The sequence below is a fragment of the Bacillus sp. MUM 116 genome (assembly GCF_001866655.1).
Taxonomy (GTDB): Bacteria; Bacillota; Bacilli; order Bacillales; family Cytobacillaceae; genus Neobacillus.
The window spans coordinates 26,967-53,369 of the sequence record NZ_MLYR01000021.1; the positions used below are offsets into that span (position 1 = coordinate 26,967).

Below are 26,403 nucleotides of genomic sequence, written 5' to 3' on the forward strand. Positions count from 1 at the left end.
ATCCCCCTCACAAAATAATTTTTTATAAATTTATTTGGTTAAAGTATCTTACTTTTATTTGAAAATTATTCAATCGTTACCTAAAATTGGTTGCATTTCAAGTAACAAGTAAAAAATAATTTCTAACCACCCTACAATAAGGAATATCAAATTAATGTCAAATGTTTATCGCTACTTTTGTAAGTAGTCTTTTTCATAGAATCGGTGTAACAAAAACGAACGTTTTTGTTGCACTGTTTAGTGATAAGCTTTAACCTAGTAAACTTGCATAATATCTGTAACAAAAATATGTAACAAAAAATTTTGTAAAAATATTTGGTAGAGGAGAGGATTAATTTGAAGTTTGGCTATATGCGTGTTTCTACATTTGACCAAAATTTGGATCGCCAAAAGAAACAACCTGAAGAATTTTGATGTGATCGTATTTTCTTTGAAAAAATAACTGGAACAAAACGGAACCGACCGGAGTTGGACCATATGTTAGAGTTTCTTCGTCCGGAAGATACGGTAGTTGTAACAGATCTAACTCGATTATCACGTTATACAAAAGACCTAATTGAGATCACGGAACTAATTTTTCAAAAAGGAGCACACTTGAAAAGTCTAAAGGAACATGGCTGGATACAACCACAGCACATGGAAAAATGTTATTTACTATTTTCGCTGGAATTGCTCAATTTGAAAGAGATTTAACTTCTGAACGGACAAAGGAAGGGATTCAGGCTGCTAGGAAACGAGGAAAACATCCTGGAAGACCGAAAACCGATGAAGAAAAGGTTAATTTTGCATTGTTTCTTCTGGAACAAGGGATGAATCGTACAGATGTTGCAGAGAAAGCCGGTATCTCTAGAATGACTCTTATCGTAAGATATAAAAAAGAGAATAACTAATAACCAATGGGGCAAGAGGTGCTTAAGGTATGTCTACTTTGCCCCTGGTTACAGCAACGCTGGACTGGGCTATTTTAGAAAAGTGCCAGGCACTGTGTGAAATAGGTAAAAAAGTGAAAAGCATCACGCAAAATTTGACATGATGCATTTTAAATTTTATAGAATCACAATTTTAAGTGAGTTAACCTGCGACACAAGGAGATCTTCATATTTTTGCTGGGCATCATAGTAGATTTCCTGTTCGCCGGCTTTTGGATTGTCTTTTTTCGCCGCGGCCAACAAATCCTTCTGTACTTGCTGGATGAGGACAATGGATTGATATTGCTCCCGTTCTTTAGCCCAAAATTGATCTTCGCCATATTGCTTGATTAATTTTTTTACAGATGCATATTGATCATACTGCTTTCGAACCTTTTGGATTTCCTGCTCGACAACCGTAGGGTTGGCCTTATGGCCTTTTTCTTCAGCCAGCATTGCCATCGAGCGAAGGCGGATGACTTGCGTTAACCGTTGGTTTTTATCATCGAGCATTTTTTCCTGGGATTTAATGTAGGTGAGCTCTTCTTTTAATTGCTCGCCCTTATAGTGCTTTTTCGCTGATTCAAGGTTGATTTCAAGCTGAAGTTTATTAATTAATTTATAAAATGCTAAATCCTCATTTGTAATCCATTTTCCATTGATGGAGGCGACACCCTGCGGCTTCTTCACTTCAAGGTCCATTATCTTTTTCGTTTTCTTACCGCCTTTTTCTAACGTGAATTCAGCCTCATATTTCCCGGGCATTTCAAGCTGAATATTGTCTGCATAAGTGCCATCCATACCTTCCGTCAACTTTGCTTTATAAGTGCCATGGTCCATATTGGTCATCGATAATTCAACTGCTACCTTCAGCCCTTTAACCGCCTTTTTGCTTTCCGTTACTTTAATTTCAAGTGGCATTGCTTTATCCTTTTGGATATAAAGCGGTTTTGTCAGGTCAATTTTATAATCAGGACCTGAGCTGCAGCCCGCAAGCATCGCTATCAATAGAACAGTAGCGAGCATCATCCGCTTAATCATGACTTAATCCCTCCTAAATTTTGTGTTTGTAAAAACTCTCTAACGCTATATTTTTCAATTTTTCCATTGTTTAAATAAGCGACATGGGTACAAATCTGTTTGATTTCGTCCAGGTGATGCGATGAAAGAAGGATGGTTTTATCATGAAGTGACTTCAGTACCTCTAAAATTTCCATTCTTCCCATTGGGTCAATTCCGCTCGTTGGTTCATCCAGGATCAGCAGGCTGGAATCTTGATAAAGTGTGACCGCCAGCCCCAAACGCTGCAGCATTCCCTTCGAATATTGCTTGACCTGGACAGCGCGGTCCTCCCATAGGCTGACAGACCGCAGCACTTCCTCGATTCGCTTTAGATCGGCTGTTCCGGAAACGGCTTCGGCAAAAAACCTTATGTTTTCAAGTCCGGTCAGCATCGGATAGAGCATGAATTTTTCCGGCAGGTAAGCGATCGCTTTTTTCCATTCGTCCTTTTTCTTGGAAACTTCAATTCCATTAATTTTAATCGAGCCTTGTTTAATCGGAAGCAGGCCAAGCAAACTATTGATGAACGTTGATTTCCCGGCACCGTTCCGGCCGACAAGAGCGCAGACTTCCCGTTCCTGAATTTCTAAAGTAACGGAATCCAGGACGGTATTTTTCCCGAAGGCTTGTTTTAAATTGGTTACGGAAATCATTCAAAGCCCTCCTTACGGTGGAAAATAATCGCAGTCAATGATGAGACAACTAGCCAGAATACAAGGTTGCCCAGGAGGAAGAATCCCGGTTTGGTCCACATGAACGCCTGCAGCAGTCTTGACATATGTCCAAAGGAATATACCCCTGTCCCTGTTTCGATAAACATTCTTACCGCCTGTAATGGATTTAAAAAGTAGACGGCTGAAAAGAGTTTTACATTTTCATGGGTGACGTCCGGTAAAAAGGATAAAAGAATAAAATCGTGCAAGAAGAAAAAGTAAAACCAGATAAAAATTGTGTAACCGATGATCTGCATTCTTGAACGGCTAAAACTGCCTACTGCTGTACCCATTTGAAGGAAGACAATCGCCATACATACAATCGCTACGATAAAAATGAAATACCCCTTAAAATCTAGTTGAAAGTTAAATTTCAGTAAAAATAGGTAGATGAAAAACCATATGAGCAGGGGCGCAAGAACGACAGCATAGATTCCAAGGCTTTTTTTGATTAAAAAGCTTGCGTAATGATCCTTTTTCGTCAGCAGCATGATTAATGTTTTTTGTTCTTTTTCCTGAAAAATCGAAAAGGCGCCAATAAACAAGCAGAGAATCGGGATGAAATAAATAATCGTATCAAAAAGGTTAATCAGTAATACATAAAAGCCGCTATCAAAGGAAAGGGGTGTTGAGCGGAATAAAATACTGACGGAAAGCAGCACAATAATGCTAAACGCAAGCCAGAGTCCTTTTCCTCTTATATTTTCCTTCCATTCCTTCCAAATATAGTGCATAGTAGTTTTCTCCCCTTTGTGAGCAGCCACAAAACGATGAAGGCTGGTGCAATCAATAGAATTTTTGTGTAGCTGCCTTTTGTGCTCCCGACTAAAGGATGTGGATCACGAAACATAACTGCATCTCCCGACAGCGCGGCATTCATTTTTTCATAGATTTTAATCGCCGGACTTTTTAAAAATAAATTTGTTAACTCTTGATCCTCCATCAGCCGATGGAGGGAAGAATGATAGGTTACTGGAAAGTCGCCAATCTGATCCTGGTTGAAATCGGTGACCGGAAAGGCAGAGCCCCAGTCATTTCCTTTGCCATCCTTGCTCCAGGAATTGTTTTCCCCCGTACCGCCAAGGGTAACGGCGGGAATGGTATTATCGGTAATACGGTTTAATGTAAAGGTCTCATCGTTAGAACTGGCCCAAAGCTCAATGCCAATTTGGTTTTGGATGATGCGGTTATGACGAAATAAATTTCGTGTTGCCTGATCTATATATAAACCCCGTTGATTCATATAAAAGGTATTATTTTCGATTTTGTTATCATTTGCTTGAAGCAGCAGTAAGCCAAAGGATTGATTTCCATAATTTACGATAAACTGGTTATTCTCTAATATAAGGTGATTCGAATTCATGACAGCAGCGCCGCCCTCATTCATCGTGAAAATATTTTTCTTAAAGACATTTTCATCCGAATACATGTAGTGCAGTCCATAGCGGGTGTTGCTGATGGTATTGGCAATGCTGCGATTGTTGTTTGCATAATCGAAGAACATCCCGTCACGCGTGCCTTCGATGGTGTTACTGATGAACAGGTTATCATGTGCGTAATAAACATGGAGCCCGTTACCCTGGGCGGCAATTTCTCCCTTGCCCATCCCCTTGATATCGTTATTGCGAATCGTATTATAGTGGGCCTTGCTTAAATAAATCCCGTGAAAGGAACGGCGGATGGTGATATGCTCGACCAGATTGTGGTTCGTATAAATTTTAATTGATGCGTATTCCTCGGCAGAGTTGCGATCCATACTTCCGTCTGTCACGGTTAGATGGCTTAGGTTTACATGCGGTGCCTTGATGGATATGACATTACCGCTTCCGTCCCCCTTGATCACGGTGTTGTTTGCGCCAATCAACGTAATCGGCTTATCGATGACGATATTGCCTTGATAGGTTTGATTCCCAAGTTTCAGGACCGCTCCCTCTTTCGCGGAGTCGATCATTGCTTGTAAGCTTTCGGCTGCCATATTTTTCTCAGGTTTAATTAGAAAAAAGAGAGAAAAAACGAAAAGAAAGAGCGTCAATTTTTTCATTTTCTTTTTCGATCCTTCCATAATGGAATTAGCAGCAGCACAAAGGCTGCCAGTAAGAAATAGATGCCCGGTCCAAGCAGGCTGTGTGTGATAAAGTTTGCCACCTGGTTTTTCCCGATAACCGGCGGGACAAAGGGGGCAATTTTAATGGGTGCATCTGGACTTAAGTTGGTTCCATAATCATGCAGCGCATTATGGAGATCCAATACCCCGAGAACGCCGCCAATCACAATGACACCAATCAGGACATAAAGAACCACTTTTTTTCTAAGAAGGGCTGTTAACAAGGTAATGGCTGCCACTCCCCATATCAAATAGGAGAGGTAAGAAAGCTCAGGAAAGTTCTTTTCACTGAAGTTTTTCATTCCAATATAGTGATTCAGCCCATTGACAATGTCGATTTGTCCTTCAAGCTTGTTTGGATACACAATAATGTTTAAACCTTCCGGGTATTGCGGAGCCCAAAACACCATCTTCCACCATGGGAAAAAGTTGGAGACGACAAATAAAACGGCTGCCAAAACAATGAGTAAGGAAGATGTGACAGACAATTTATTACTGCTGGCATTCAAGTTAACCACTCCTTTTATATTAGAAACTTGAAAGGAGGGAGGGTACCAATCGAAAAATTGATACCCGCCACCTCTCTTTTAATTCTTTGGTTTAACAAGGAAGTAACCATTCATTTCCTGGTGCAGCGCAGAGCAGAAGTTTGTGCAATAAAGAGGGAAGGTACCGGCTTTATCAGCGGTAAACTCTAATGTGTTCGTTTCGCCAGGCTGAACTTCCATGTTTAAGTCATAGTCATTGATGGCGAATCCATGGGTAATGTCCTCATCCATATCAATATTGGTCAAGTGAATAAATACATGATCTCCTTGATTTACTTCAATCATGTCCGGCCGTTTTGCCTTATGATCGAAGATAAATCTTGAGCGGAGGGCAACACCGTAAACATGAACTTCATTGCCCTTGCGAACAATTCTTGTATCGGACTTTTTATAAATGGCGTCCGGATTCTTCGGATCCTTCGGATACACATTAATCGACTTGATTTTGTCTGCTTTAATCATTTGTGCATAGTGCGGTTCAGGGTTAACTGGAACGGTATCCACCACTTTCATCTTGCCGCTGATATCAATTAACTGCATTGTTTCAGGGTGGGAAGGCCCGACAGATAAGAAGTTATCTTTTGCCAGTTTGTTTAGCGCTACAAGCCAATGTCCGTCAGGAGAAACCGTATCGCCTTCCGCCGCAACAGAATGTCCTGGAGAATACTGTACTGGTACGCGGTCTAATGTTTCGCCTGTTTTTGGATTCCATTTCACTACTTCGGAAGAAATGAACATCGTTGTATAAGCCATCCCTTTGTCATCAAACTGCGTATGAAGCGGTCCAAGCGCGTTTTCCGGGTTTACTTCCCGTTCCATGACAGATTTGTAGTTTAGAACCGGAATTCCATTTCTTTCCCCAGAGAAATCTTTGTTTTCAATTGCTTTAAAGGCTTTTTCAAATGAGAACACGGTCATCGATGGTGCAAGTTTTCCCGAAGCAATAAAGTACTTGCCGTCAGGTGTAACATCGACACCGTGTGGAGATTTGGCAACAGGGACTAAATAAATTCCGCCTTTTTGTTTTTCCGGGAAGATCATTTTTTGCCCGTTTACATCTTCGTACTTGCCGTCCTTGACCATTTTTTCAAGCTCTTTCCAGTTGAAAAGAACAATGTAGTCACGGTCCGCATGTGATGCATTGATTTCCATCGTGGTTGTGGCTTCTTCGGTATTGTAGGTAGTTATCACAGCCCAATCTTTTGAGCTTTTCTTACCAGCGTCCGATAAGTCATAAGACCAAGGCGGAAGCGCAACTTGATAAGCAATTTTGAGCTTTTCTTTCTTTTGATCAAAGGTGACGGCGGACATGACGCCGCGGTATTTTGAATGATAATCATCCAGCGATTCATATTTTTGTCCAAGCGGCACCGCGAAGCGGGTTGGCAAGAACATGTACTCGGTATTTTCAGTTACGAATGCGGCACAGTGCGGGCCAGCCGTATTCGGAACTTTAATAATGTCTCGTGTGGTCCATGTTTTTAAATTAATGGCTGCCGCACGGCTGTTGCCCACATCGGTTGCAAATAGGAATTTACCATCATAATCGCCATTGGTTTCCGAGAAGGCGGGATGGTGAAGGTCTCCCCATGTATAACCGCCAAGCATTTTTTTCGTCCTTCGGTCAAAGCCATAACCTGTTGCCGAATCCGGTGAGAAAACTGGAATTGTCCGAATTTCCCGCATGGATGGAACGCCATAGATAAATAGCTGTCCCGAGTGACCGCCGGAATCAACGAGATAATAATCATCCTTTTGTCCAAAAGGAACATACACTTTTTCTGCATTGCTCTTTGTGCTGCTGTTGGCCGCTTCCGTCGTTTTTGATGTGGAGGATAAGTCGGCAAAGGAAATGGTCGCTGCCACAAAGCCGGCTACTAGACCAGATGCGATTGGAATCCATTTTTTCATTCGGTTACACCACCTTTTTATTTTTCAGATGCTTTTTTAAGTAGTTCGAGTACTTGCTTGCGCTCGTTATCCGTTAATGGATTTTTTCCAAGTACCCCGGACATGACCGCAGAGTTTGGTTTTGTTAGGAATTTTTCAATTGGCATGCCATGTTTGTCTTTCACTTCTACAAAGGCATGAGATAGGTCCGGACCTACTTGACCGCCTTTAAGATTTAGTGCTTCAACTGAGTGACAGCCTAGACAGCCTCTTTTGGAAAGAATGTTGTCCAGGTTTGCCGCTGTAGTGGTTACGGCCGATTCTTTCGATTCTGAACCTTGATTCTTAGCGGTTGTGTTTGCTCCTGTTTCTGAGTGTGCTGCAACTTGGGGCTGCTGGGGTCCGGAATCCTTCATGATCACATCAAACACTAGGTACCCAAGGCCAAATCCGACGAAAAGACTAATAACAAAATTGATGATTGCCTTATTCACTTTTTTCCCTCCTTTTATTTGGAATGACAGTTTTATCCTATTCAGAGAAGGCTTTTAAAAATGTGATGTTTCTCACACCTTTAATCGGGTGTGTGAACGTTCTGTGAAAGGGCTCGTCAACCGTAGTAATGGCGCGGTTTTTGAAAAATGAATGTTTTGTGAAACCGTTTAGTGAACCTTGCTACTTTTTTAAAAAAAGAAATTTTATACCATGGGGGAAGAGGGGGTTTCCGAACGCGGTTACTGATTGGAAAAACGGACGACTAGAGGGGTTCTAGTCGCCTGATCGCAGCTTCGAATTTCATAAATGGTCGTCTAAATGGGTTCTACTTGACCTATAAAAAAAACTGCCCCAGATTCCTAGGGCAGCCTCTATTTTGCAAATTTATATGTCCAAAAGCGTTCGTTATTAATCCAAGCCAGGACTTGCGGATCTTGATTTTTGAGTTTTTCAGTCATGTCGCCAAGCATTTGCTCAGTTTGTGAGCGGTGTGCCCTCATGGCCGCAAGCTTTTTGTCGGCAACAGTGGAAATATCATTGATAATATCGGCTTCACCAAGCTCTTCTAAGCAATTATTTGAAAAGGCTACACAATGTAATTTCGGCCGTGCGGAAGCAGGGATTTTTTCAACAGCCCGAACGACAGCCGCACCGGTCGCCTCATGGTCGGGATGGACGGAATATCCGGGATAGAATGTAATGATGAGTGATGGGTTCAACTCATCAATTAAAGATGACATGAGGTTTGTCATCTTTTCTTCATCCTCAAATTCAACCGTTTTATCACGGAATCCAAGCATCCGTAAATCCTGAATGCCAATTGCATTTGCTGCGTTTTTTAGCTCTTCTTTTCTGATTTTAGGAAGGTTTTCTCTGTTGGTGAAAGGGGGATTTCCCATGTTTCGACCCATTTCACCCAATGTTAAACAAGCATAGGTGACGGGGGTTCCATTCTCGACATGAGTGGCAATAGTGCCGGATACCCCAAATGCTTCATCATCCGGATGCGGAAAAATGACTAATACCTGACGTTCTTTTTCCATTATGGTTTTCTCCTTCCTTTATTCAAATGGAGTGTTGCTGATTTCCAGGGCAACGGCGAGTTTTCCTTTACTGTCGTGGCCGGCCAGAAGAAGGCGGTTTTGTTCGTCAATTTCAAAATGGGTGAGTCCTTCTGCATAGACCCAGCCGAGATTGATTTTTAAACCAATTCGATAGGGGCCGTTTCCGGTGATTTTTCCTAATTCATATTGAACAAGGGCATTGCGGATATAGGCGCCTGCAGAAAAAAATGATTGATCGAAGTGTGAGGCATAAGCTCCATTCGTGGTTTCAAGGTGAAGATAGACATCTTTATGTGCAAAGTTGTTGATCACTTGCTGGACTTTGGCAACATCAATTAATTCCATAACCTGTGGCTCCTTTCCCGATACTAAAATGTATATTATCTACTTTTCTATTGTAATTAATAATGTAACTATCATACTAAAATCAGTAAAAAAAAGCGAAGGGAAAGCTTGAAAAAATAGAGTGGTGGATGGTGAGTACTGAAGAAGGGGCGACTGGCGGAAAAGGGCTCGTAACTGGCGCAAGACTGTCTCCAACTGGCGTTTAGCTCGTGGCAACCAGCAAATAGCTGCTCGACTCACAAATTGAAAAGCGAATGGCTCAAGCCATTCGCTCTAACTAATTATTTATTTAACCCTTCACGGTAAGCACCGTTCTAGGTTGGTCCTACAAATTCGTTCAAACGGAAGCCGCGGCGGATACCGGCAGAGACAAAGTCTTTTGCTACTTGAACAGCTTCATAAACGGATTTACCTTTGGCGAAATATAGTAGTTTTTAGCAGTATTTTGTTAAGGGGTGTCAAAGGAAATCTATTCCTGCTGTCAAATGGGGAAAAAGTGTTTTAAAATGGGGAAAACAAATTATTTTAAACGGGAGCGGGGTGAAGCGGTGAAGGCAGCAGCGATTATTTTATCCGGCGGGAAATCAAGCAGGATGGGCACGAATAAAGCCCTATTAAAAATAAATGAAAAAACCAATATTGAAAGAATAGTGGAGGAGCTACACGGTTTTTTTGCAGAAATCATACTCGTCACCAATCATCCTGATGACTACCGGTTTTTAGGAGTGAAGTTGGTTCCCGATCAATTTCCCGGTTTGGGTCCATTAGCGGGTCTACAGGCAGGCCTAAGTGCATCGACACATGAAGTAAATGTGGTCGTGGCTTGTGATATGCCGTTTATTTCCGGTTCGCTTGCCGAAAAAATAGCAGCAAAAAACGACGGTTTCGATGCTGTCATCCCTGTCATCGACGGAAAGAAACAACCATTATTCGCTGTTTATCATAAAAGAATTTTACCGGTGATTGCGGAAAGTCTCGAAAAAGGGAAACTAAGGATGACTGAGCTTTTTGAAAAACTGCATGCCTTGTATTTGACGGAAAAGGACCTTCCGGAGTATAGCATCCGGAAGTTAGAGCTTACCTTTTTCAATATGAACGATCCGGAGGAATACGAGCAAGCAAAAAAATGGGCAAAACAAGATAACTGACAATTGTGATTATTTGCCGAAGCTGACGAAAATCACTATAATAACGATAAAATGTGGTGCGAAAAAGGGTGATGATATGAACTATGAAATTTCGAAAGAGCCGATTCAAATTCAAGCGGTAATTGATAAGGTGGTCCAACGTGAGGCTGGGGCGATTACAACGTTTATCGGGACGGTCCGTGAATTGACCAAGGGGAAAAAAACGTTGTTTCTTATATATGAAGCCTATGAGGCGATGGCGGTTAAAAAATTGGAGCAGATTGGCCGTGAAATTGAAGAACGCTGGGAAGGTTCGAAAGTGGCCATCACGCATCGTGTCGGCAAACTCGATATTACCGATGTGGCCGTCGTCATTGCGGTTTCAACACCGCACCGCGCCGATGCCTATGAAGCGAACCGCTATGCGATTGAACGAATTAAAGAGATTGTTCCAATTTGGAAAAAGGAACATTGGGAAAATGGAGAAGAATGGATGGGGAATCAGCTAGAAACCGTTGCTTACCCATCCGGTAAACCGGAGGAGGAAGACTTACATGAATAAGGTATTGTTTTTTGCACATTTGCGGGATGCAGTGGGGGAAGAATCATTGACATTAAAGGCTGCTGGAAAAACAGTCTCCGATTTGAAAATTGAACTTACCGCTATTTACAACTTGCCCAAAATGGATACCGTTATGACGGCAATTAATGAAGAATTTGCTTCCAATGACGAGGTCATCAATGACGGTGACGTCATTGCCTTTATACCACCAGTTAGCGGTGGTTGATTTGGGGAGGGGTTTACAAATGAATGATCGGTATTCGCGGCAGATTCTTTTTCCGGGAATTGGACAAGCCGGGCAGGAAAAAATCCGCCAAAAACATGTACTGATGATTGGCGCCGGGGCGCTCGGCTCGGGGAATGCTGAAATCCTGGTGCGGTCCGGTATCGGCAAGCTGACCATCATCGACCGCGATTATGTGGAGCCGAGCAATCTGCAGCGACAGCAGCTCTATACGGAAGAAGATGTAGCCGAAAAGCTCCCTAAAGCGGCCGCAGCGGAAAAACGGTTAATGGCGATTAACTCCGATGTAAAGATTAACGCTGTCATAGGTGAGGCAACCGCTGAGTGGCTGGAAGAAGAAGCCCGTGAGGCCGACCTCATCATCGATGCGACGGATAATTTTGAGATCCGCATGATTATCAATGATGTTTCGCAAAAGTACAAAGTTCCTTGGATTTACGGGGCTTGTGTGGGAAGCTTCGGGATGAGTTTTTCGATTCTTCCCGGAAAAACACCATGCCTTAATTGCTTATTGCGAACGATTCCACTGCAGGGAATGACCTGTGATACGGGCGGGATTATCTCGCCTGCGGTGCAGATGGTGATTGCCCATCAAACAGCAGAGGCGCTAAAAATTCTTGTTGGGGATTGGGAAGCAGTTCGGGCGTCCTTTGTCAGCTTTGATTTGTGGCGAAATCAATACACCAGCGTGAAAATGTCAAAGGCGAAGTTTGCCGGATGCTTGTCATGCGGCGACCACCCGACCTATCCCTATTTGGATCAGGAAAATACTACAAAGACGACTGTACTTTGCGGCAGGGATACAGTGCAAATCCGCCCCGCGGGTAACGGAGAACTTTCGCTTGAAAACTTATCCGGGCAGCTTCGTGCATTGGGATATGAAGTGAAAGGAAATCCTTATTTGCTATCGGTTGAACTCGGGGAAGAGCGTATGGTCCTTTTTAAGGACGGGCGTGCCCTCATTCACGGAACGAAGGATTTGACGCACGCGAAATCAGTGTATCAAAAGATTTTAGGATAGAATGTAGAGACTGAACTTTACAGTCTCTTTTTTATGGCATGGCAAGATCTGACATGTTTCACGTGAAACATTGGTGAATTTGTCGTAAAATGTACGGAAATGTGAGGTGAGGATCTTTGAATATTTCAGTTCAAAAATTATTGGCGAAAATCGAAGACGAATTGCAGTCTGCAAAAGTAAGCCCCAAGGGAGAAAGCTTGCGGGAACGAGTTTACTCGATTAAAATATTATGCGAACTCATCCTCGATGAAAAAGGGGAAATACCGGCCAAGATGGATGTATCCAATCAAGCGATGATCCAGCAGCCGGTGATGGCGCAGCCTGCCTTCCAGCAGCCTGTTTTTCAACAGCAAGCCGCCAGCAATCAATCGAAAAAATTGGATTTGGGCGACGAAGCAAATGGCGATTCATTGTTTGATTTCTAAAAGAAATGAGGGAATAAGGATGAAGGCTTTTATTATTGTTGGGGCGATTAATGCCTTTTTGGCCGTGGCATTGGGGGCTTTTGGAGCACACGGACTAAAGGATAAGCTGGACGCTCATTATTTGGAGATTTGGAAAACGGGTGTAACCTATCAAATGTTTCATGCAATTGGAATTTTGGTGGTCGGTCTTCTGCTGGCAAAAGTGGCAGACAGCTCGTTATTTACCTGGTCCGGCTGGTTAATGCTGATTGGCATTATCTTCTTCAGCGGCAGCTTATATGTTTTAAGTGTAACCAAAATCGGAATTTTAGGTGCGATTACTCCGATTGGCGGCGTTTGCTTCTTGGCAGCGTGGATTTTAGTGGTGATTGGGGCCGTGAAGCATTTATAAAAATAAGCATTGGGGCGAGGCTCCAGTGCTTTTTTTGTTGGAAACTTTCAAGGCACTGTATTCGTTTGGAAACTAGGCTTGCGACCTTTTTAAAAAGAAATAAAACACCAATTGGGGGTTCCAATTGGTGTTGTTTGTGCTTATCTTGGTGGATATGTGCCCATACCAGGCGCACTTCCGAATGGATATTCATATTCGATTTCTTCGCTGAAAGTGATGTAGTCAACGGCAACCATTGGAATGAGGAAGCGAGTGCCAGATTGTGGATCGCTGAGGATGACATGGTCACGCCCTGCGGCCTCGATAATGCCTTTGAAGGTTTTGGCGTTCCACTGGCTGTTGCCTTCGAAGGTGGCAAATACGGTGACGAGTTTGCCCTTATTTAATCGTAAAATGTTTTCAATGTAGGATTGCTCAATCGGTAATTGGCCGGGCAGTTTTGGCCCTGCTGCACCTGGGGTGGTCGATAATGGGCCACCAGTGCTGACCGGCGGAAATGACGGAGCTCCTGTTTGTGGAAAGAACGCCTGCTGCTGCGGTTGTGCTCCCGGCTGTCCTGCTACTCCTGTATAGGGTTGAAACCCTTGTGGATAGTATTGACTCATCTTTTTCCCCTCCTAAATATGAATGACGATAAGGCCAAACATTCTATTCTTACTCCACTCATCCCCATTTGGTTGCAATAGGGCAGGTGCAATGTTTGATTGTCACCTCTCTTTACGAGTTGGATAGAGCTTTTCTTAGACTCGCTGTTTTATAAGTATGTGTGGAGAGGAAAAAATATGACTTGCTTAAAATTGAAAAAAGTCCCCAGTGACTGAGGACTTAATGGCCTAAACGTGAAGAAATCCGGGTACGCGTTCTTCTTCGAGAATATTGCCGACGAAGAAGGCGCCGAATTCACCATAGCGGGCGCTGACTTCATCAAAGCGCATTTCATATATAAGCTTCTTAAATTGCAGAACATCATCGGCAAATAGGGTAACGCCCCATTCGTAATCGTCAAAGCCAACAGAACCTGTAATAATTTGCTTAACTTTGCCTGCGTATGTACGGCCAATCATTCCGTGGCTGCGCATTAAATTTTTGCGCTCCTCCATCGGAAGCATGTACCAGTTGTCATTACCTTGGCGGCGCTTATCCATTGGATAGAAGCATACATGCTTTGCTTTCGGCAATTTTGGGTACAGGCGGGCCAAAATTTGCGGGTTTTGGTATGGGTCTTCTCCTTGCGGCAGGTAGTTGCTGAGTTCGACAACAGATACATAGGAATGAGCCGGGACGGTGAATTCAGCCAATTTTGTTTTGTTGAATTCGTTTTCAATTTCATTTAGCTCTTCCATTGTCGGCCTTAAAATCATCATCATAAAATCGGCTTTTTGACCAACGATTGTATATAATGCATGGCTACCTTCATTGCGTTCCTGGGTAGTGTTCCACTTTTCAACTAGACTTAGAAACTCGTGGATGGCTGCTTGGCGTTCGTCGCTGGATAGCATTTTCCAGGTTGTCCAATCGACCGTACGGAAATCATGCAGGCAATACCAGCCGTCAAGCGTTTGTGCTGCTTCACTCATTATGATCACTCCTCACTCAATTTTAACCATTTATACTATATCATAGTTTGACCAAATGGCTTGAATAAAACACTTCATTTACGTAAGAATTGGATAAGTTTATTAAAAAAGACAAATAATAAAAATTAGATTGTTTTGAATACAAAATTATTTTTTATGAAAACGTTCTCTATAAGGGTTGACCTTGATTATTCATTTTGGTTAAGTATGCTTATAAAAGATAGGTTATTAGAGGAGGAGTTAACGTGAGTGATTTATTTGAAGGTTTAAAGCGAAAAATTGCCGGCTGCGATTTGAAAATTGTTTTTCCGGAAGGGATGGATGAGCGGATTATTCGGGCGTGCGGCCGCCTTGCATCAGAAAAATTAATGACTCCAATTTTGATAGGAAACATTGAGCATATTCAAGCGAAGGCGAAAGAGCTTGGTGTTTCATTGGATGCGGCAGAAATTTATGATCCGGCGACTTATGCGGGAATGGATGAGCTTGTTTCGGCGTTTGTCGAACGTCGTAATGGTAAAGCAACCGAAGAAGATGCGCGCAAGATTTTATTGGACGAAAATTACTTTGGCACAATGCTTGTGTATGTAAATAAAGCGAACGGCCTTGTCAGCGGTGCGGCCCACTCTACGGCCGATACAGTACGCCCTGCGCTGCAAATTATTAAAACAAAAGAAGGCGTGCAAAAGACGTCTGGTGTATTCATTATGGTCCGCGGTGACGAGAAATATGTGTTTGCCGATTGCGCCATCAATATTGCGCCAGACAGCCAGGATTTGGCGGAAATCGCGCTTGAAAGTGCGAAAACTGCTGCGATGTTTGATATTGACCCTCGTGTGGCAATGCTTAGCTTTTCCACTAAGGGTTCGGCGAAGTCTGAGGAGACGGAACGGGTTATCGCTGCGATGGAGGAAGCAAAGCGTCGTGAACCGTCACTTGTTTTGGATGGCGAGTTCCAGTTTGATGCAGCATTTGTGCCGTCTGTTGCGAAAAGCAAAGCGCCTGGATCTGTGCTGCAGGGGGATGCGAATGTATTTATTTTCCCGAGCCTTGAAGCTGGAAACATCGGCTACAAAATTGCCCAGCGCTTAGGCGGCTTTGAAGCGGTTGGGCCGATTTTACAAGGGTTGAATCAACCGGTGAATGATTTGTCTCGCGGCTGTAATGAAGAAGATGTCTATAAGCTTGCGCTGATTACGGCGGCACAGGGGTTATAATCGGTTATGGAGCTGGTCCTTTTTAGGGGGCTGGCTTTTTTTATGCTGAGAGGTGTGGCTTTTGTATAATTTTGTAATTTTGTAGATATTGCGATTGGTTGATTTCGCTGGCTTGCCGGGGAATTGTTGATATCTATTAAATTTATGTTGATTTTCCGCCAAACTGTGTTGATATATTCTTAAAATCTGTCGTTATCCGTAAAAATTGTGTTGATATCTTCCCCAAATGGCTACTCGGCTAATCATTTTGGTATAATAAACAAGGATTTTTAAATAAAAAGGAGTGTCACTAATGGAAAAACCACTCCATTTACTGCGCCAGCCACAGTGGCGGGTCATTGATCAGTCAGCTGTGGGTATTCATTTTCCTGCTCTGCAGTCATTTGGGACAGATGACACCCTTTGCGCCTCCGTCGGGACCGGTAATGCACCGGCAACAGCAAGGACATGGGTTCACCACAATACAATTGTCCTCGGCATTCAGGATACGAGGCTGCCGTTTTTAGAAAAAGGAAGGGAATTCCTTGAACAGCAAGGCTTTCAGACAATTGTCCGAAACTCAGGCGGTTTAGCGGTTGTCTTGGATGAAGGGGTATTGAATATCTCGCTGATTCTTCCAGAAACGGAAAAAGGGATTGATATCAACCGCGGCTATGATACGATGTGGCGTCTTATTCAACAAATGTTTGCCGATTTTGCAGACCGGTCGATTGAAGCAAGGGAGATCATCGGATCCTATTGCCCTGGCAGCTATGACCTGAGCATTGATGGGAAAAAGTTTGCCGGCATCTCGCAGCGCCGTTTAAAAAAGGGGGTTGCAGTGCAAATTTACCTTTGTGTCAATGGCAGCGGCAGCAAACGGGCTGAGCTTATTAAACAATTTTATGAGATGGCTAAAGCGGGTGAGGCGACGAAATTTGCTTATCCGGAGGTAGTCCCCGAAGTGATGGCTTCGCTTTCGGAACTGCTGGACCAAAATTTCACCATTGCCGATGTGATGCTTCGGCTGTTAAACGAACTAAAGGGTCATAGTGACTTCTTATATGCCGGTCAGTTAAATGACTATGAGCTTGAGCTCTTCCCGGGTTACTACGGGCGGGTCATTGATCGCAATGAGAAAATGTAAAAAGCCGTATACCATGATGGATTTACGGCTTCTTGTTGTATAAAAAAATGTATTTTGACTTTGAGAATTGTCCAGCGCAAGCGTCCTAGGGTTCTAGGTCACAAGCCAATCCATCAAGAAGGTTAAAGAGTAACCTTCTCGCCGGCTCGTCTTGTACTTGTCGCCTCTGACCAAGGCGCTTCCGCTTTTAAATTAACGAGGATGCTTTGCTTCTCCCTTTACCTTTTTTCTACTCAGCTACTTTTTCCAGGTTGCCATTGCGGTCCATTTTAAACTTCGTAGTTGCCGGGCGTTCTTCTTCTTCAAAGAGAACAAGCTTTCTGGCACGGTTCATAATTTTCATTAAGGTCTCATAATCTTCTTGAATCGTTTCAGTATTTTGCTCTAAACCTTCAATTTTCTTCGACATTTCATCGTTTTGGCGTTTCAAATCGGCAATTTCACGCTTTAATCTTTCATTCTCACTTTTTAGTGCTTCATTTTGAAGATTGGAATGATTAAAGTTTTGCAAGAAATCAATCACATGATCAAGACTAACTCCTGACGCCGAAGCAGGTGCAGTTCTGTAAGTGGTTTGTACCGCAGGCGTATAGGTTTCCGCTGCCATTTCGGTATTCATATCCGGTAGTTCAAACGATTCTTCCGCTTCAACTGGAACCTCCAGCGTAACGAGTTCCTCTACAACCGGTGGATTGTAAAGCAGTTTCTTCTTGCCACCTTGGTCTTTTCCTAGAATCCGCTGGCGCTGCTTGCGTTGTTTTTTCGATAATTGCAAGGCTTTTTCATAACGATGGCGCACGACGGCATTCCATCTAAAGCCACAGGCAGCAGAAGTCCGGTTTAGTTTATCGCCAACCTCCTCAAATGCGTTCAGTTGGGTACTTCCTTCTCTAACATGACGAAGGACCGTTTCGGCCAAAAGTAAATCGTTTTCATCTGTCCATGCATCTTGACGAACTTTCATTTTTTCAACTCCCTTAAATATTTAATACAATGAACCCGTTTGTGACGAGTTTTTAAAAGTTCTAGTCTTAGGATGGACAAGTTTTCCATGCTTTATACCAAAATGTTGCAAGGATAGTAGATTTTATTAGAGTTTACTAAGGAGATGCACCTTGCAATCAAAAACAAGAAACTGTAAAATACCAATGGAGTTAAATGTCGACTTTTTCAACAAAAAGCTGATTTTTGCAGCGGTTTGTTGGCTAAAATAATATAAAGCTTTTGTTAAAAATGGAAAGAGGTTGTAATAAATGTCCAATGAATTTCGTGTTTGTGATGACTGCCAGGCCGTAAATTTAAAGACATTAATCCCTCGTTTGAAAGAGATTGACCCGAATGCTGAAATCAAGATTGGCTGCCAATCCTATTGCGGTCCGGGCCGAAAAAAGACCTTTGCGTTCGTGAACAACCGCCCGCTTGCGGCTTTATCGGAAGAGGAATTAATGGGAAAGATTAATAAGAAGCTTAAATAAAATCACCTTTGAAATGTACCTGGGTGGTTTTTCTTTTTGGTTTAGTAGTATGAAGTTGATTTTGAAGCCAAGTTGATTAGAGCGGAAGGCTCGAAGACTCCTGCGGGAGCACGGGGCAGGGGAGGCTCACCTGACCGCCCGCGGAAAGCGAAGAGCCTGGAGAGGAAATCAACAACCTTTCGATTAGGATTGTCGAAAATTACTGGGGGATTTTGCCGGAATTTGGGTGATTATCCCATAAATTGGGGCTATAATAGAAAGAAGAAAAAGAGGAAGAGGGAATCAAATGGCTTATTCGATGGAAAAACTGAGTGAAGAAAAAGTGTTTAAAGACCCGGTTCATCGCTATGTCCATGTCCGTGACCGTGTGATATGGGATTTAATCGGAACGAAGGAATTTCAGCGTCTGCGTCGAATTAAACAGCTAGGAACCACATTTTTAACTTTTCACGGTGCAGAGCACAGCCGTTTCAATCATTCCCTCGGAGTTTATGAGATTGTCCGCCGCATCATTGATGATGTCTTTGCAGGACGTCCGGAGTGGAATGATGGGGAACGTCTGCTGACCCTTTGTGCCGCACTCCTCCATGATTTAGGGCACGGCCCTTTTTCCCATTCCTTTGAAAAAGTGTTCGACTTCGACCATGAAGATTTTACCCGGGCGATTATTTTAGGAGATACAGAGGTAAATAAAGTGCTATCAAAGGCCGGAAGAGATTTTCCTGAACAAGTAGCCGAAGTGATTGCGAAAACCTCTGAAAAAAAGCTGGTTGTGAGTTTAATATCCAGCCAGATTGATGCCGACCGAATGGATTACCTGCAGCGCGACGCCTATTTTACCGGGGTGAGCTACGGTCAATTTGATATGGAACGGATTTTGCGTGTGATGCGGCCAAGAGAAGATCAGGTCGTGATTAAAAAGAGCGGTATGCATGCCGTGGAAGACTATATTATGAGCCGCTATCAAATGTACTGGCAGGTCTACTTCCATCCCGTTTCCCGGAGTGCCGAGGTTCTTTTATCAAAAATCCTCCACCGCGCAAAGGATTTATTTGAGCAAAACTATACTTTTAAAAATAAGCCGGTTCATTTTTATTCGTTCTTTCATAATCAACCGATTTTAGAAGACTATTTAAAATTGGATGAGGCTGTGATTTTATATTACTTTCAAATCTGGCAGGAGGAAGAGGATGCGATTTTAAAAGACCTCTGCCGCCGCTTTGTTAACCGGAATCTGTTTAAATACGCTGAATTTGACCCGGCTAAGGAATACAAAAAGCTGGCGCAGCTGAACGAGCTATTTAAACAGGCGGATTTAGATCCTGAATATTATTTGGTTGTCGACTCGTCATCTGATTTACCGTACGATTTTTACCGTCCAGGTGAAGAGGAGGAGCGGCTTCCTATCCATCTTTTAATGAAAAGCGGGGAATTACGCGAGCTTTCCAGAGAGTCGGAGATTGTCGACGCAATCTCTGGAAAAAGGAGAACAGATCACAAGCTCTATTATCCTGCTGATTTTATTTTTGATGAATCTTCAAAAAAAGAGATTAAACAACAAATACGTGCCCTTTTAGAAATAGAGATCGATTGATCCGGAGTAGGAGATGTGAAGATGTTAAAAGATCACGCCAAGCTGATGAAGGCCGTTTTGGTTTCCGGTGAAATCATCGGAAGAAAAAAGCTGCAAAAAATGATTTATATTGCCAAAAAAGTGTCTTTCCCATTCCATGAGAAGTTTCAATTTCATTTTTACGGCCCCTATTCGGAAGAACTAACTTTGAGAGTAGAAGAATTATGTAATATGGGCTTTCTGAATGAGGTGAAAGAGAAAAAGGGCGGGTACTTCCAGTATCGTTATACGCTAACCGAAAATGGCAGTGAGTTTCTAAGCTTAAATGAGGTAGAGATGCCTTATTTGCAAGATTGTCTCGAGGACATGAACAGCCAAAATGCTAGATTTTTGGAGCTTGTTTCCACGGTTTTATATTTTGATAATCTTCCCAAGGAAGAGGTTGCGAATAAAGTCTTTACATTAAAAAGCAAGCAGCGCTATACGGAAGCGGAAATTGATGAGGCATATCAATATATTGAGGTGCTTAAAGAAAAAGCTAAGAATCATTAAGGGTCTTAGCTTTTTTACATGGTTTATTTGTCAATTGCGCGGACGCCGGCGACAGCGTAATGATTTTTGGACATTTCCTCGATAATGATGGAAATATTCTCTTTTGGAGCGCCCGATGTTTCACTTACAGCCTCAGTAACTTTTTCAACGAGTGCACGCTTTTGCTCATCAGAACGGCCTTCCAACATTTTTACGGTAACGATTGGCATATGTATATTCCTCCTTTTTTATAATATAAGAATTTGTATATAGCTTTGAGAATTGTCCAGCTCCAGCGCCTGATCAAGGCGCTGGAGCTTTTCTTAAGTTTTTCATAAAAAATCAAAAAATTCAAGTTGGTTGTTTTTTTCATTTTTAGGGCGGTTTCATGTATACTAAAAGGAAAATGAATACAGTGAATGGAACTATATAGACAAAGAAAAAAGAGAGGAGAAACCCATTTGAGTTTAGCTTATCCACTTAAGGATATTCCTTATGTTGTAATTACGCTGGTGATTGCCTTTACGTTCCATGAGTTTGCCCATGCCTATGTGGCCTATAAGTTCGGGGATATGACGGCAAAAAATCAAGGGAGGCTGACATTAAATCCCATTCGGCATCTGGATCCGATTGGGACGATCTTGATTTTTATCGCCGGGTTTGGCTGGGCCCGCCCTGTGCCGGTAAACCGTTTTTTCTTTAAAAATCCAAGGCTTGCCGGTGTTCTCGTTTCGGTTGCCGGCCCTATCAGTAATTTTGTTTTAGCTTCGCTGGGCTTTATCATTTGGTATGGGATGCTTAAGAGCGGCGTGGATATTCCCAATAACCTGCATGATTTTTTGGAATTATTTGTTCAGCTTAATGTTGTTCTGTTTATTTTTAATCTCCTGCCGTTCCCGCCGCTTGACGGGTACCGCATTATCGAGGATTTAGCCCCCAATGGAATCCGCGCAAAAATGACTCAATATGAGTCATACGGGGCATTTATCTTTTTAATCCTTGTAATTACACCGCTTGATAGGTATACGATTTCGCCGCTTATGTATGGCGTCATTCCATCGGTGTTAAGTGGATTGAGCAACTTTTATTATGGATTATTTTTCTAGGAGGAATATCGATACATGGAAGAAAAAAAGAAGAAGGTTGGTTTTAATATTATTAAAAGTGACCCGACTGACGGGCATCGCGGCTACGGCAAGGGGGCGCTTAGCCTTGATAATGTTTCCCCGGTAATTATTGATGTGGATGCCGGGGAGGCAGAGATTGATGTTGGTGCGATGCATGCCCGCAGCGCGGTCGAGAAGGGCATCAAGTTCCTGTCAAATAAGGATGAGGTACCAAACGGAAAGCCGTACTGGATTGTGTGGGTGACGATTGACCGCAATGAGGAAGGGCCTTATTATGCCGGGGTGACAGCCTGTGAAATGACGGTTGACCGGGAAATCCGCCGCGGCTACAAGCTGCTTCCGGAGCATGTGAACCGGATGGATAAGTCGCTAAAACGCCACATTATTGTCGAGCATATGGATGAAAAATCGAAAAAAGTGCTGGCAGAGTTTTTGCACAATCACAATGAGGTTTTATGGAAAAATTCGACGGAAGAACTAAAAAAAGGGTTATTGACTCAGTAAATTTTGGTAAATCTCTTGTAGTTTTACTGGAAAAAAAGTAAACTTATAGACAGCGTGAATACACGTAAAACTAGGACACGAAAAGCTCCGGAGGCATCCGGAGCTTTTCACATTGGGTTTAATTTTAAACAATTGAGGCGGATTTTTATAGACAAAAATCTACGGTTTGAAAGAGAACTGTCTATAAAAACTAATTCGCCCATTTAAAAATCCGTTTGTACCATGGGTCCTTATGTTCGGTGTTCTTTTTGGAAGGATTTGATTCGGAACGATTCATGTGCTCGGTACAATATTCCGTCGGCTCGGTGCCTTTTACAAAATAAGTAAACCTTCTCACCGGGCACTCCTTGGTCGCGAGCTTGCCGTTTTCCGGATTGACATAAACGCCAATGACCCCATCTTTCGGCGGCTTAAAGGCCTTAACAGGCTTATCCTTCAACGCCTCCTCCATAAACTGCGCCCAAATTTTTTTCGAGTATGACTTTTCCGCTACATAATCAATCGGTTTACTTTCATCAAAACCTGACCAAACCGCCGTGACGAGCTGAGGTGAGAATCCAATCATCCAGCTGTCCGTTTCCGTCGAACCGGATTTACCGGCATAAGGCCGAGTCAATTCCTTGATGACAGTGCTTCCGGTTACTCTTGAATACCCGTCAAGCTTCGGATCAAAAATCCCTGTCAACATTTGTGTCATGACGTAGGCTTTAGCAGGATCTAACACCTGTTTGTTATCCTGCTCTTTTTCATAAATTACCTTCCCATTATAATCTTCAACACGTGTAATCAAAGTGGGTTCAACTTTTTTCCCGCCATTGGCAAACAGGCTGTAGGCATTAGCCATATCAATGATACGGACCCCTGATGTCCCAAGGGCTAGCGATGGCACCTTCGCCATTTCGGTTGAAATGCCAAACTTTTTCGCTGTTTTGATTAACGTGTCTTCTCCTAAAAATAAATGCGTTTTAACCGCATAAATATTATCGGATAACGCGAGTGCCTGGGCGAGGGTGATTTCCCCGTTAGCATACTTATTGTTAAAATTATGCGGTGTATAATTAGAGCCGTCATCAAAATGAAAGGTCGTCGACTCGCTCCGCATCGTCGATGATGGTGTAAAACCTTGGCCAAGCGCCGCGTAATAAAGAATCGGTTTGATCGTTGAGCCTGGCTGCCTTTTCGCTTGGATTGCACGGTTATATTGACTTTTTTCATAGTCGCGGCCGCCAATCATCGCCTTGACCCCGCCTGTTTTCGGATCCATCGACACAAGCGCCGTTTGAATTTCCGAGCCGCTGGCGATGACACTTTGTACCTGCTTTTCAGCTGCTTCCTGTGTCTTAAGGTCAAGCGTCGTGTAAACTTTTAAGCCGCCAAGGGCAATCGTTCGGTCATCTAAATGCAATTGATCTTTTAAAGCATTCTTGACCGCATCCTGAAAATAGGGAGCGACCTTCACTTGCTGGTGTGGGTGTGCGCCTACAAAGGTCAGCGATTGTTGTGCCACCTTTTTTGCCTGGTTTTCCTTGATATAGCCGTTTGTCACCATTGTCCTCAGAATAATCGACTGACGGTGCTTCGCATTTTTCATCGATACAAGCGGGGAGTAATACCCCGGCCCCTTCGGAATCCCTGCCAGCATCGAGGCCTCGGCAAGGGTTAACTCCGAAGCTTTTTTTCCAAAATAAAACTGACTTGCTGCTTCTACACCGTAAGCACCGTTTCCGTAATAAATCGTGTTCAAGTAGCCTTCAAGGATTTGCTTTTTTGAATAATTCATTTCTAAGCGGATGGTGTAGAAGGCCTCTTGCAGTTTCCTGGACCAAGTTTTATCGTGCTCGAGAAAAAGGTTCCGGGCGTATTGCTGAGTGATGGTACTCGCGCCTTGCACCTTTCCGAATGCGTGTATATCGGCAACGACCGCACCGGCAATCCGCTTCATATCAAATCCATGGTGTTGGTAAAAGTTTTTATCTTCAATCGAAACGGTCGCATCTACTAAATCAGGGGAAATATCCTTTAAGGATACCCAGTAGCGCTTTTGCCCGCTGTTACTTTCACCAATCAATGTTCCGTCATTGGAAAAAAACAAGGTGGATTGCGGAACGGCAAGCGGCGGCGCTCCTAAAATTTTCGCATAGGCCAGAATGCCGAGAAAGAGAATGAGCATACAAACCATGCCGATCAAACTGATGAAAATAATCGCGCGCAAATACTTAATCGTCTTCCGAAACCCGTGATTCGTCATGATTTCCATATTGTTCACCCCTTTTTGCATTCACTGTCTGTCTCTGGATTGGTCCGAGACTTTCTCTCTAAAAATTGTTATAGTTTTAGTATGAAAAAAATGGATGGGTTTTAAACATTTCCCAAACAAAAAAGCAGAGGCTTTTTGCTTAGGGGCGACCCCTAGAACCCCTAGACCCCGGAGCTAGATTAGTAAAAAAATAAAATTTTTCTTGAAATTTTGCTAGATTCCTCTATACTTTTTCTTGTTTGTAATTTAAGTGTTTGGGTAGGATAAAAATTGAAATCCCTTCGTGATCAGTTGAGTGAATAAATATTAGCTTTAATGATTACTAAGTTGAAAATGGATGAGAGGATGATAAACATGACAATTTGGTTTACGGAAAAACAAACCGAAAATTTTGGTATCACAATGAAAGTGAATAAGACTTTACATACAGAGCAAACAGAATTCCAAAAACTCGACATGGTTGAAACAGAAGAATGGGGTAATATGCTTCTTTTAGATGACATGGTGATGACTTCTGTTCGTGACGAATTTGTTTACCATGAAATGGTGGCACACGTGCCATTATTCACCCACCCAAATCCTGAGAATGTTTTAGTTGTTGGCGGCGGTGATGGCGGTGCTATTCGCGAAATCTTGAAGCATCCAAGTGTAAAAAAAGCGACGCTTGTTGATATTGATGGTAAGGTTATTGAGTATTCAAAGAAATTCCTTCCAGGAATTGCCGGAAAATTAGACGATCCGCGTGTGGATGTTCGTGTCGATGACGGCTTTATGCATATTGCCAAAAGTGAAAATGAATATGATGTGATCTTGGTTGACTCCACAGAGCCTGTTGGACCTGCTGTAAACCTGTTCACAAAAGGCTTCTACGCTGGAATTTCGAAGGCGTTAAAAGAGGATGGTATTTTCGTGGCCCAATCCGATAACCCATGGTTTAAAGCAGATTTAATTCGCGATGTGCAACGCGACGTAAGAGAAATCTTCCCAATTACCCGCCTGTATGTAGCAAATGTTCCTACATACCCAAGCGGCCTATGGGCATTCACCATCGGTTCTAAAAAATATGACCCACTAGAAGTAAGCGACGACCGTTTCCACGAAATCGAAACTAAATACTACACAAAAGAACTTCACAAAGCAGCATTCGTATTGCCGAAGTTTGTTGGGGATTTAGTGAAATAAGCAGGAGTTTTAAGTTGGGTCTAACCCCCATAAAAGAGGAGTGTTAAGATGCGTTTCGATGAAGCTTACTCTGGAAATGTCTTTATTAAAAGTCATCCGAATTTTGAAGAAAGTAAAGCGGTTCTGTACGGGATGCCAATGGATTGGACGGTAAGTTACCGCCCTGGTTCTCGTTTTGGTCCGACACGTATTCGCGAGGTATCGATTGGTCTTGAGGAATATAGTCCATACCTTGACCGCGAGCTTGAGGATGTTAAATACTTTGATGCCGGTGATATTCCGTTGCCATTTGGAAATGCGCAGAAGAGCTTGGATTTAATTGAAGAGTATGTGGATTCATTGCTTGATGCCGGCAAATTCCCGCTTGGCATGGGCGGCGAACACTTAGTTTCTTGGCCGGTTATGAAAGCTGTGTTTAAAAAATATCCGGATTTAGCGATTATTCATTTTGATGCCCATACCGATTTGCGCGAGAATTACGAAGGCGAGCCATTATCGCACTCAACACCGATTCGGAAAATTGCTGAATTGATTGGGCCGCAAAATGTTTATTCCTTCGGGATTCGTTCTGGCATGAAGGAAGAGTTTGAATGGGCGAAACAAAACGGCATGCATATTGCCAAATTTGAGGTGCTGGAGCCGCTTAAAGAGGTTCTGCCGAAGCTTGCAGGCCGCCCTGTCTATGTAACGATTGATATCGACGTATTGGATCCTGCACATGCACCAGGAACAGGTACCGTTGATTGTGGCGGAATCACCTCCAAAGAGCTATTGGCTTCCATCCATGAAATTGCCCGCTCCGAAGTAAACGTCGTCGGTGGCGACCTCGTAGAAGTAGCTCCAATCTACGACAATTCCGAGCAAACCGCCAACACAGCCAGCAAACTCATCCGCGAAATGATCCTTGGTTGGGTGAAATAATATATTTTAAGGTT

At 42.9% G+C, this 26,403-nt stretch carries 29 protein-coding genes and 2 pseudogenes; 16 read left to right on the forward strand and 15 right to left on the reverse strand.

All coding sequences use genetic code 11. The features are described from left to right. Positions 1–336: 336 nt before the first annotated feature. A pseudogene (locus tag BIV60_RS06130) lies at positions 337–890 on the forward strand (recombinase family protein). Between the two features lie 156 nt (positions 891–1,046). Here BIV60_RS06130 and BIV60_RS06135 read toward each other — a convergent pair. The 10 genes and pseudogenes from BIV60_RS06135 to BIV60_RS29065 form a co-directional block, all read right to left on the reverse strand. Then, the gene (locus tag BIV60_RS06135; protein ID WP_071354847.1) at positions 1,047–1,949 is read right to left on the reverse strand and encodes a FixH family protein; all 903 of its coding nucleotides are present in this window, start codon (positions 1,947–1,949) and stop codon (positions 1,047–1,049) included. After that, on the reverse strand, positions 1,946–2,623 hold the full coding sequence (locus BIV60_RS06140; RefSeq protein ID WP_071354848.1) for an ABC transporter ATP-binding protein: 678 nt from the start codon (positions 2,621–2,623) through the stop codon (positions 1,946–1,948). The genes BIV60_RS06135 and BIV60_RS06140 overlap by 4 nt, the downstream gene beginning before the upstream one ends. Further along, positions 2,620–3,417: an ABC transporter permease gene (locus BIV60_RS06145; protein ID WP_071354849.1), complete on the reverse strand. Its 798-nt coding sequence runs from the start codon at positions 3,415–3,417 to the stop codon at positions 2,620–2,622. Before BIV60_RS06145 ends, BIV60_RS06140 begins: the two co-directional genes overlap by 4 nt. Next, a complete protein-coding gene (gene nosD, locus BIV60_RS06150) occupies positions 3,381–4,658 on the reverse strand; it encodes a nitrous oxide reductase family maturation protein NosD (protein WP_177177231.1) in 1,278 nt (425 codons plus the stop codon). Before nosD ends, BIV60_RS06145 begins: the two co-directional genes overlap by 37 nt. A gap of 62 nt (positions 4,659–4,720) precedes the next feature. After that, positions 4,721–5,296, reverse strand: coding sequence for a hypothetical protein (locus BIV60_RS06155; protein ID WP_071354851.1), 576 nt, complete (start codon positions 5,294–5,296; stop codon positions 4,721–4,723). A gap of 78 nt (positions 5,297–5,374) precedes the next feature. Next, a complete protein-coding gene (gene nosZ, locus BIV60_RS06160; RefSeq protein WP_071354852.1) occupies positions 5,375–7,246 on the reverse strand; it encodes a Sec-dependent nitrous-oxide reductase in 1,872 nt (623 codons plus the stop codon). A gap of 17 nt (positions 7,247–7,263) precedes the next feature. Then, the gene (locus tag BIV60_RS06165; protein WP_071354853.1) at positions 7,264–7,719 is read right to left on the reverse strand and encodes a hypothetical protein; all 456 of its coding nucleotides are present in this window, start codon (positions 7,717–7,719) and stop codon (positions 7,264–7,266) included. 372 nt (positions 7,720–8,091) lie between these two features. Continuing rightward, complete coding sequence (bshB2, locus tag BIV60_RS06170) at positions 8,092–8,763, reverse strand: bacillithiol biosynthesis deacetylase BshB2 (protein WP_071354854.1); 672 nt, start codon at positions 8,761–8,763, stop codon at positions 8,092–8,094. 18 nt (positions 8,764–8,781) lie between these two features. Beyond that, on the reverse strand, positions 8,782–9,129 hold the full coding sequence (locus tag BIV60_RS06175) for a YojF family protein (protein WP_071354855.1): 348 nt from the start codon (positions 9,127–9,129) through the stop codon (positions 8,782–8,784). Between the two features lie 314 nt (positions 9,130–9,443). Then, positions 9,444–9,548: pseudogene (locus BIV60_RS29065) on the reverse strand (pyridoxal kinase); the annotation flags it as partial. Between the two features lie 87 nt (positions 9,549–9,635). Between BIV60_RS29065 and mobA the strand changes: the two are divergent. The 6 genes from mobA (at position 9,636) to BIV60_RS06205 (ending at position 12,899) form a co-directional block, all read left to right on the forward strand. Further along, positions 9,636–10,277, forward strand: coding sequence for a molybdenum cofactor guanylyltransferase (mobA, locus tag BIV60_RS06180; RefSeq protein WP_256218308.1), 642 nt, complete (start codon positions 9,636–9,638; stop codon positions 10,275–10,277). Positions 10,278–10,353: 76 nt separating this feature from the next. Then, positions 10,354–10,818, forward strand: coding sequence for a molybdenum cofactor biosynthesis protein MoaE (locus tag BIV60_RS06185; RefSeq protein ID WP_071354856.1), 465 nt, complete (start codon positions 10,354–10,356; stop codon positions 10,816–10,818). After that, positions 10,811–11,044: a molybdopterin converting factor subunit 1 gene (gene moaD / locus BIV60_RS06190; RefSeq protein WP_071354857.1), complete on the forward strand. Its 234-nt coding sequence runs from the start codon at positions 10,811–10,813 to the stop codon at positions 11,042–11,044. The genes BIV60_RS06185 and moaD overlap by 8 nt, the downstream gene beginning before the upstream one ends. 19 nt (positions 11,045–11,063) lie before the next feature. Further along, the gene (locus BIV60_RS06195) at positions 11,064–12,083 is read left to right on the forward strand and encodes a thiazole biosynthesis adenylyltransferase ThiF (protein ID WP_071354858.1); all 1,020 of its coding nucleotides are present in this window, start codon (positions 11,064–11,066) and stop codon (positions 12,081–12,083) included. Positions 12,084–12,199: 116 nt separating this feature from the next. Then, the gene (locus BIV60_RS06200; RefSeq protein ID WP_071354859.1) at positions 12,200–12,508 is read left to right on the forward strand and encodes a YwdI family protein; all 309 of its coding nucleotides are present in this window, start codon (positions 12,200–12,202) and stop codon (positions 12,506–12,508) included. A 19-nt stretch (positions 12,509–12,527) separates the two neighbouring features. Further along, positions 12,528–12,899 carry a DUF423 domain-containing protein gene (locus BIV60_RS06205; protein WP_071354860.1) on the forward strand — a complete coding sequence of 124 codons (372 nt, stop codon included), beginning with the start codon at positions 12,528–12,530 and terminating at the stop codon, positions 12,897–12,899. Positions 12,900–13,039: 140 nt separating this feature from the next. Here the strand turns inward: BIV60_RS06205 and gerQ are convergent, their stop codons facing one another. Both gerQ and hemQ read right to left on the reverse strand, forming a co-directional pair. Continuing rightward, positions 13,040–13,504, reverse strand: a complete 465-nt coding sequence (gerQ, locus tag BIV60_RS06210; protein ID WP_071354861.1) for a spore coat protein GerQ — start codon at positions 13,502–13,504, stop codon at positions 13,040–13,042. 228 nt (positions 13,505–13,732) lie between these two features. Then, positions 13,733–14,476 (reverse strand): hydrogen peroxide-dependent heme synthase, encoded by a 744-nt coding sequence (gene hemQ / locus BIV60_RS06215; RefSeq protein ID WP_071354862.1) that lies wholly within the window; start codon positions 14,474–14,476, stop codon positions 13,733–13,735. Between the two features lie 245 nt (positions 14,477–14,721). Here hemQ and pta point away from each other — a divergent pair, with 245 nt between their 5' ends. Together pta and lipL are read left to right on the forward strand one after the other, a co-directional pair. Continuing rightward, positions 14,722–15,693 (forward strand): phosphate acetyltransferase, encoded by a 972-nt coding sequence (gene pta / locus BIV60_RS06220; protein ID WP_071354863.1) that lies wholly within the window; start codon positions 14,722–14,724, stop codon positions 15,691–15,693. Between the two features lie 292 nt (positions 15,694–15,985). Next, positions 15,986–16,819 carry an octanoyl-[GcvH]:protein N-octanoyltransferase gene (gene lipL / locus BIV60_RS06225; RefSeq protein WP_071354864.1) on the forward strand — a complete coding sequence of 278 codons (834 nt, stop codon included), beginning with the start codon at positions 15,986–15,988 and terminating at the stop codon, positions 16,817–16,819. A 229-nt stretch (positions 16,820–17,048) separates the two neighbouring features. On the opposite strand, the gene BIV60_RS06230 is transcribed toward lipL, so the two are convergent. After that, complete coding sequence (locus tag BIV60_RS06230; protein WP_071354865.1) at positions 17,049–17,783, reverse strand: RsfA family transcriptional regulator; 735 nt, start codon at positions 17,781–17,783, stop codon at positions 17,049–17,051. Positions 17,784–18,072: 289 nt separating this feature from the next. Between BIV60_RS06230 and BIV60_RS06235 the strand changes: the two genes are divergently transcribed. The 3 genes from BIV60_RS06235 (at position 18,073) to BIV60_RS06245 (ending at position 20,419) form a co-directional block, all read left to right on the forward strand. Further along, positions 18,073–18,294 carry a YuzB family protein gene (locus tag BIV60_RS06235; RefSeq protein WP_071354866.1) on the forward strand — a complete coding sequence of 74 codons (222 nt, stop codon included), beginning with the start codon at positions 18,073–18,075 and terminating at the stop codon, positions 18,292–18,294. 286 nt (positions 18,295–18,580) lie between these two features. Next, a complete protein-coding gene (locus BIV60_RS06240; protein ID WP_071354867.1) occupies positions 18,581–19,888 on the forward strand; it encodes an HD domain-containing protein in 1,308 nt (435 codons plus the stop codon). Positions 19,889–19,909: 21 nt separating this feature from the next. Next, entirely contained in the window at positions 19,910–20,419 is a 510-nt protein-coding gene (locus BIV60_RS06245; RefSeq protein ID WP_071354868.1) for a YwgA family protein, read from the forward strand. Positions 20,420–20,442: 23 nt separating this feature from the next. Here BIV60_RS06245 and BIV60_RS06250 read toward each other — a convergent pair whose 3' ends face one another. Next, entirely contained in the window at positions 20,443–20,628 is a 186-nt protein-coding gene (locus BIV60_RS06250; RefSeq protein ID WP_071354869.1) for a 2-hydroxymuconate tautomerase, read from the reverse strand. A 189-nt stretch (positions 20,629–20,817) separates the two neighbouring features. Here BIV60_RS06250 and BIV60_RS06255 point away from each other — a divergent pair, with 189 nt between their 5' ends. Together BIV60_RS06255 and BIV60_RS06260 are read left to right on the forward strand one after the other, a co-directional pair. Further along, positions 20,818–21,504 carry a site-2 protease family protein gene (locus tag BIV60_RS06255; protein ID WP_071354870.1) on the forward strand — a complete coding sequence of 229 codons (687 nt, stop codon included), beginning with the start codon at positions 20,818–20,820 and terminating at the stop codon, positions 21,502–21,504. Positions 21,505–21,519: 15 nt separating this feature from the next. Beyond that, positions 21,520–22,029: a YwhD family protein gene (locus BIV60_RS06260; RefSeq protein ID WP_071354871.1), complete on the forward strand. Its 510-nt coding sequence runs from the start codon at positions 21,520–21,522 to the stop codon at positions 22,027–22,029. 190 nt (positions 22,030–22,219) lie between these two features. Here the strand turns inward: BIV60_RS06260 and BIV60_RS06265 are convergent, their stop codons facing one another. Further along, a complete protein-coding gene (locus BIV60_RS06265) occupies positions 22,220–24,286 on the reverse strand; it encodes a transglycosylase domain-containing protein (protein WP_071354872.1) in 2,067 nt (688 codons plus the stop codon). Between the two features lie 354 nt (positions 24,287–24,640). On the opposite strand from BIV60_RS06265, the gene speE reads away from it, so the two are divergent. Both speE and speB read left to right on the forward strand, forming a co-directional pair. Further along, positions 24,641–25,468: a spermidine synthase gene (gene speE / locus BIV60_RS06270; RefSeq protein ID WP_071354873.1), complete on the forward strand. Its 828-nt coding sequence runs from the start codon at positions 24,641–24,643 to the stop codon at positions 25,466–25,468. 48 nt (positions 25,469–25,516) lie between these two features. Further along, a complete protein-coding gene (gene speB, locus BIV60_RS06275; RefSeq protein WP_071354874.1) occupies positions 25,517–26,389 on the forward strand; it encodes an agmatinase in 873 nt (290 codons plus the stop codon). Positions 26,390–26,403 lie beyond the last annotated feature (14 nt).

Bases quoted from the DNA above. Each gene is read 5' to 3' on its own strand.
- BIV60_RS06135 (WP_071354847.1), bottom strand. From the start codon at position 1,949: ATGATTAAGCGGATGATGCTCGCTACTGTTCTATTGATAGCGATGCTT.
- BIV60_RS06140 (WP_071354848.1), bottom strand. From the start codon at position 2,623: ATGATTTCCGTAACCAATTTAAAACAAGCCTTCGGGAAAAATACCGTC.
- BIV60_RS06145 (WP_071354849.1), bottom strand. From the start codon at position 3,417: ATGCACTATATTTGGAAGGAATGGAAGGAAAATATAAGAGGAAAAGGA.
- nosD (WP_177177231.1), bottom strand. From the start codon at position 4,658: ATGGCAGCCGAAAGCTTACAAGCAATGATCGACTCCGCGAAAGAGGGA.
- nosZ (WP_071354852.1), bottom strand. From the start codon at position 7,246: ATGAAAAAATGGATTCCAATCGCATCTGGTCTAGTAGCCGGCTTTGTG.
- bshB2 (WP_071354854.1), bottom strand. From the start codon at position 8,763: ATGGAAAAAGAACGTCAGGTATTAGTCATTTTTCCGCATCCGGATGAT.
- BIV60_RS06175 (WP_071354855.1), bottom strand. From the start codon at position 9,129: ATGGAATTAATTGATGTTGCCAAAGTCCAGCAAGTGATCAACAACTTT.
- mobA (WP_256218308.1), top strand. From the start codon at position 9,636: ATGGGGAAAACAAATTATTTTAAACGGGAGCGGGGTGAAGCGGTGAAG.
- BIV60_RS06185 (WP_071354856.1), top strand. From the start codon at position 10,354: ATGAACTATGAAATTTCGAAAGAGCCGATTCAAATTCAAGCGGTAATT.
- moaD (WP_071354857.1), top strand. From the start codon at position 10,811: ATGAATAAGGTATTGTTTTTTGCACATTTGCGGGATGCAGTGGGGGAA.
- BIV60_RS06195 (WP_071354858.1), top strand. From the start codon at position 11,064: ATGAATGATCGGTATTCGCGGCAGATTCTTTTTCCGGGAATTGGACAA.
- BIV60_RS06205 (WP_071354860.1), top strand. From the start codon at position 12,528: ATGAAGGCTTTTATTATTGTTGGGGCGATTAATGCCTTTTTGGCCGTG.
- gerQ (WP_071354861.1), bottom strand. From the start codon at position 13,504: ATGAGTCAATACTATCCACAAGGGTTTCAACCCTATACAGGAGTAGCA.
- hemQ (WP_071354862.1), bottom strand. From the start codon at position 14,476: ATGAGTGAAGCAGCACAAACGCTTGACGGCTGGTATTGCCTGCATGAT.
- lipL (WP_071354864.1), top strand. From the start codon at position 15,986: ATGGAAAAACCACTCCATTTACTGCGCCAGCCACAGTGGCGGGTCATT.
- BIV60_RS06230 (WP_071354865.1), bottom strand. From the start codon at position 17,783: ATGAAAGTTCGTCAAGATGCATGGACAGATGAAAACGATTTACTTTTG.
- BIV60_RS06235 (WP_071354866.1), top strand. From the start codon at position 18,073: ATGTCCAATGAATTTCGTGTTTGTGATGACTGCCAGGCCGTAAATTTA.
- BIV60_RS06240 (WP_071354867.1), top strand. From the start codon at position 18,581: ATGGCTTATTCGATGGAAAAACTGAGTGAAGAAAAAGTGTTTAAAGAC.
- BIV60_RS06245 (WP_071354868.1), top strand. From the start codon at position 19,910: ATGTTAAAAGATCACGCCAAGCTGATGAAGGCCGTTTTGGTTTCCGGT.
- BIV60_RS06250 (WP_071354869.1), bottom strand. From the start codon at position 20,628: ATGCCAATCGTTACCGTAAAAATGTTGGAAGGCCGTTCTGATGAGCAA.
- BIV60_RS06255 (WP_071354870.1), top strand. From the start codon at position 20,818: ATGGAACTATATAGACAAAGAAAAAAGAGAGGAGAAACCCATTTGAGT.
- BIV60_RS06260 (WP_071354871.1), top strand. From the start codon at position 21,520: ATGGAAGAAAAAAAGAAGAAGGTTGGTTTTAATATTATTAAAAGTGAC.
- BIV60_RS06265 (WP_071354872.1), bottom strand. From the start codon at position 24,286: ATGGAAATCATGACGAATCACGGGTTTCGGAAGACGATTAAGTATTTG.
- speE (WP_071354873.1), top strand. From the start codon at position 24,641: ATGACAATTTGGTTTACGGAAAAACAAACCGAAAATTTTGGTATCACA.
- speB (WP_071354874.1), top strand. From the start codon at position 25,517: ATGCGTTTCGATGAAGCTTACTCTGGAAATGTCTTTATTAAAAGTCAT.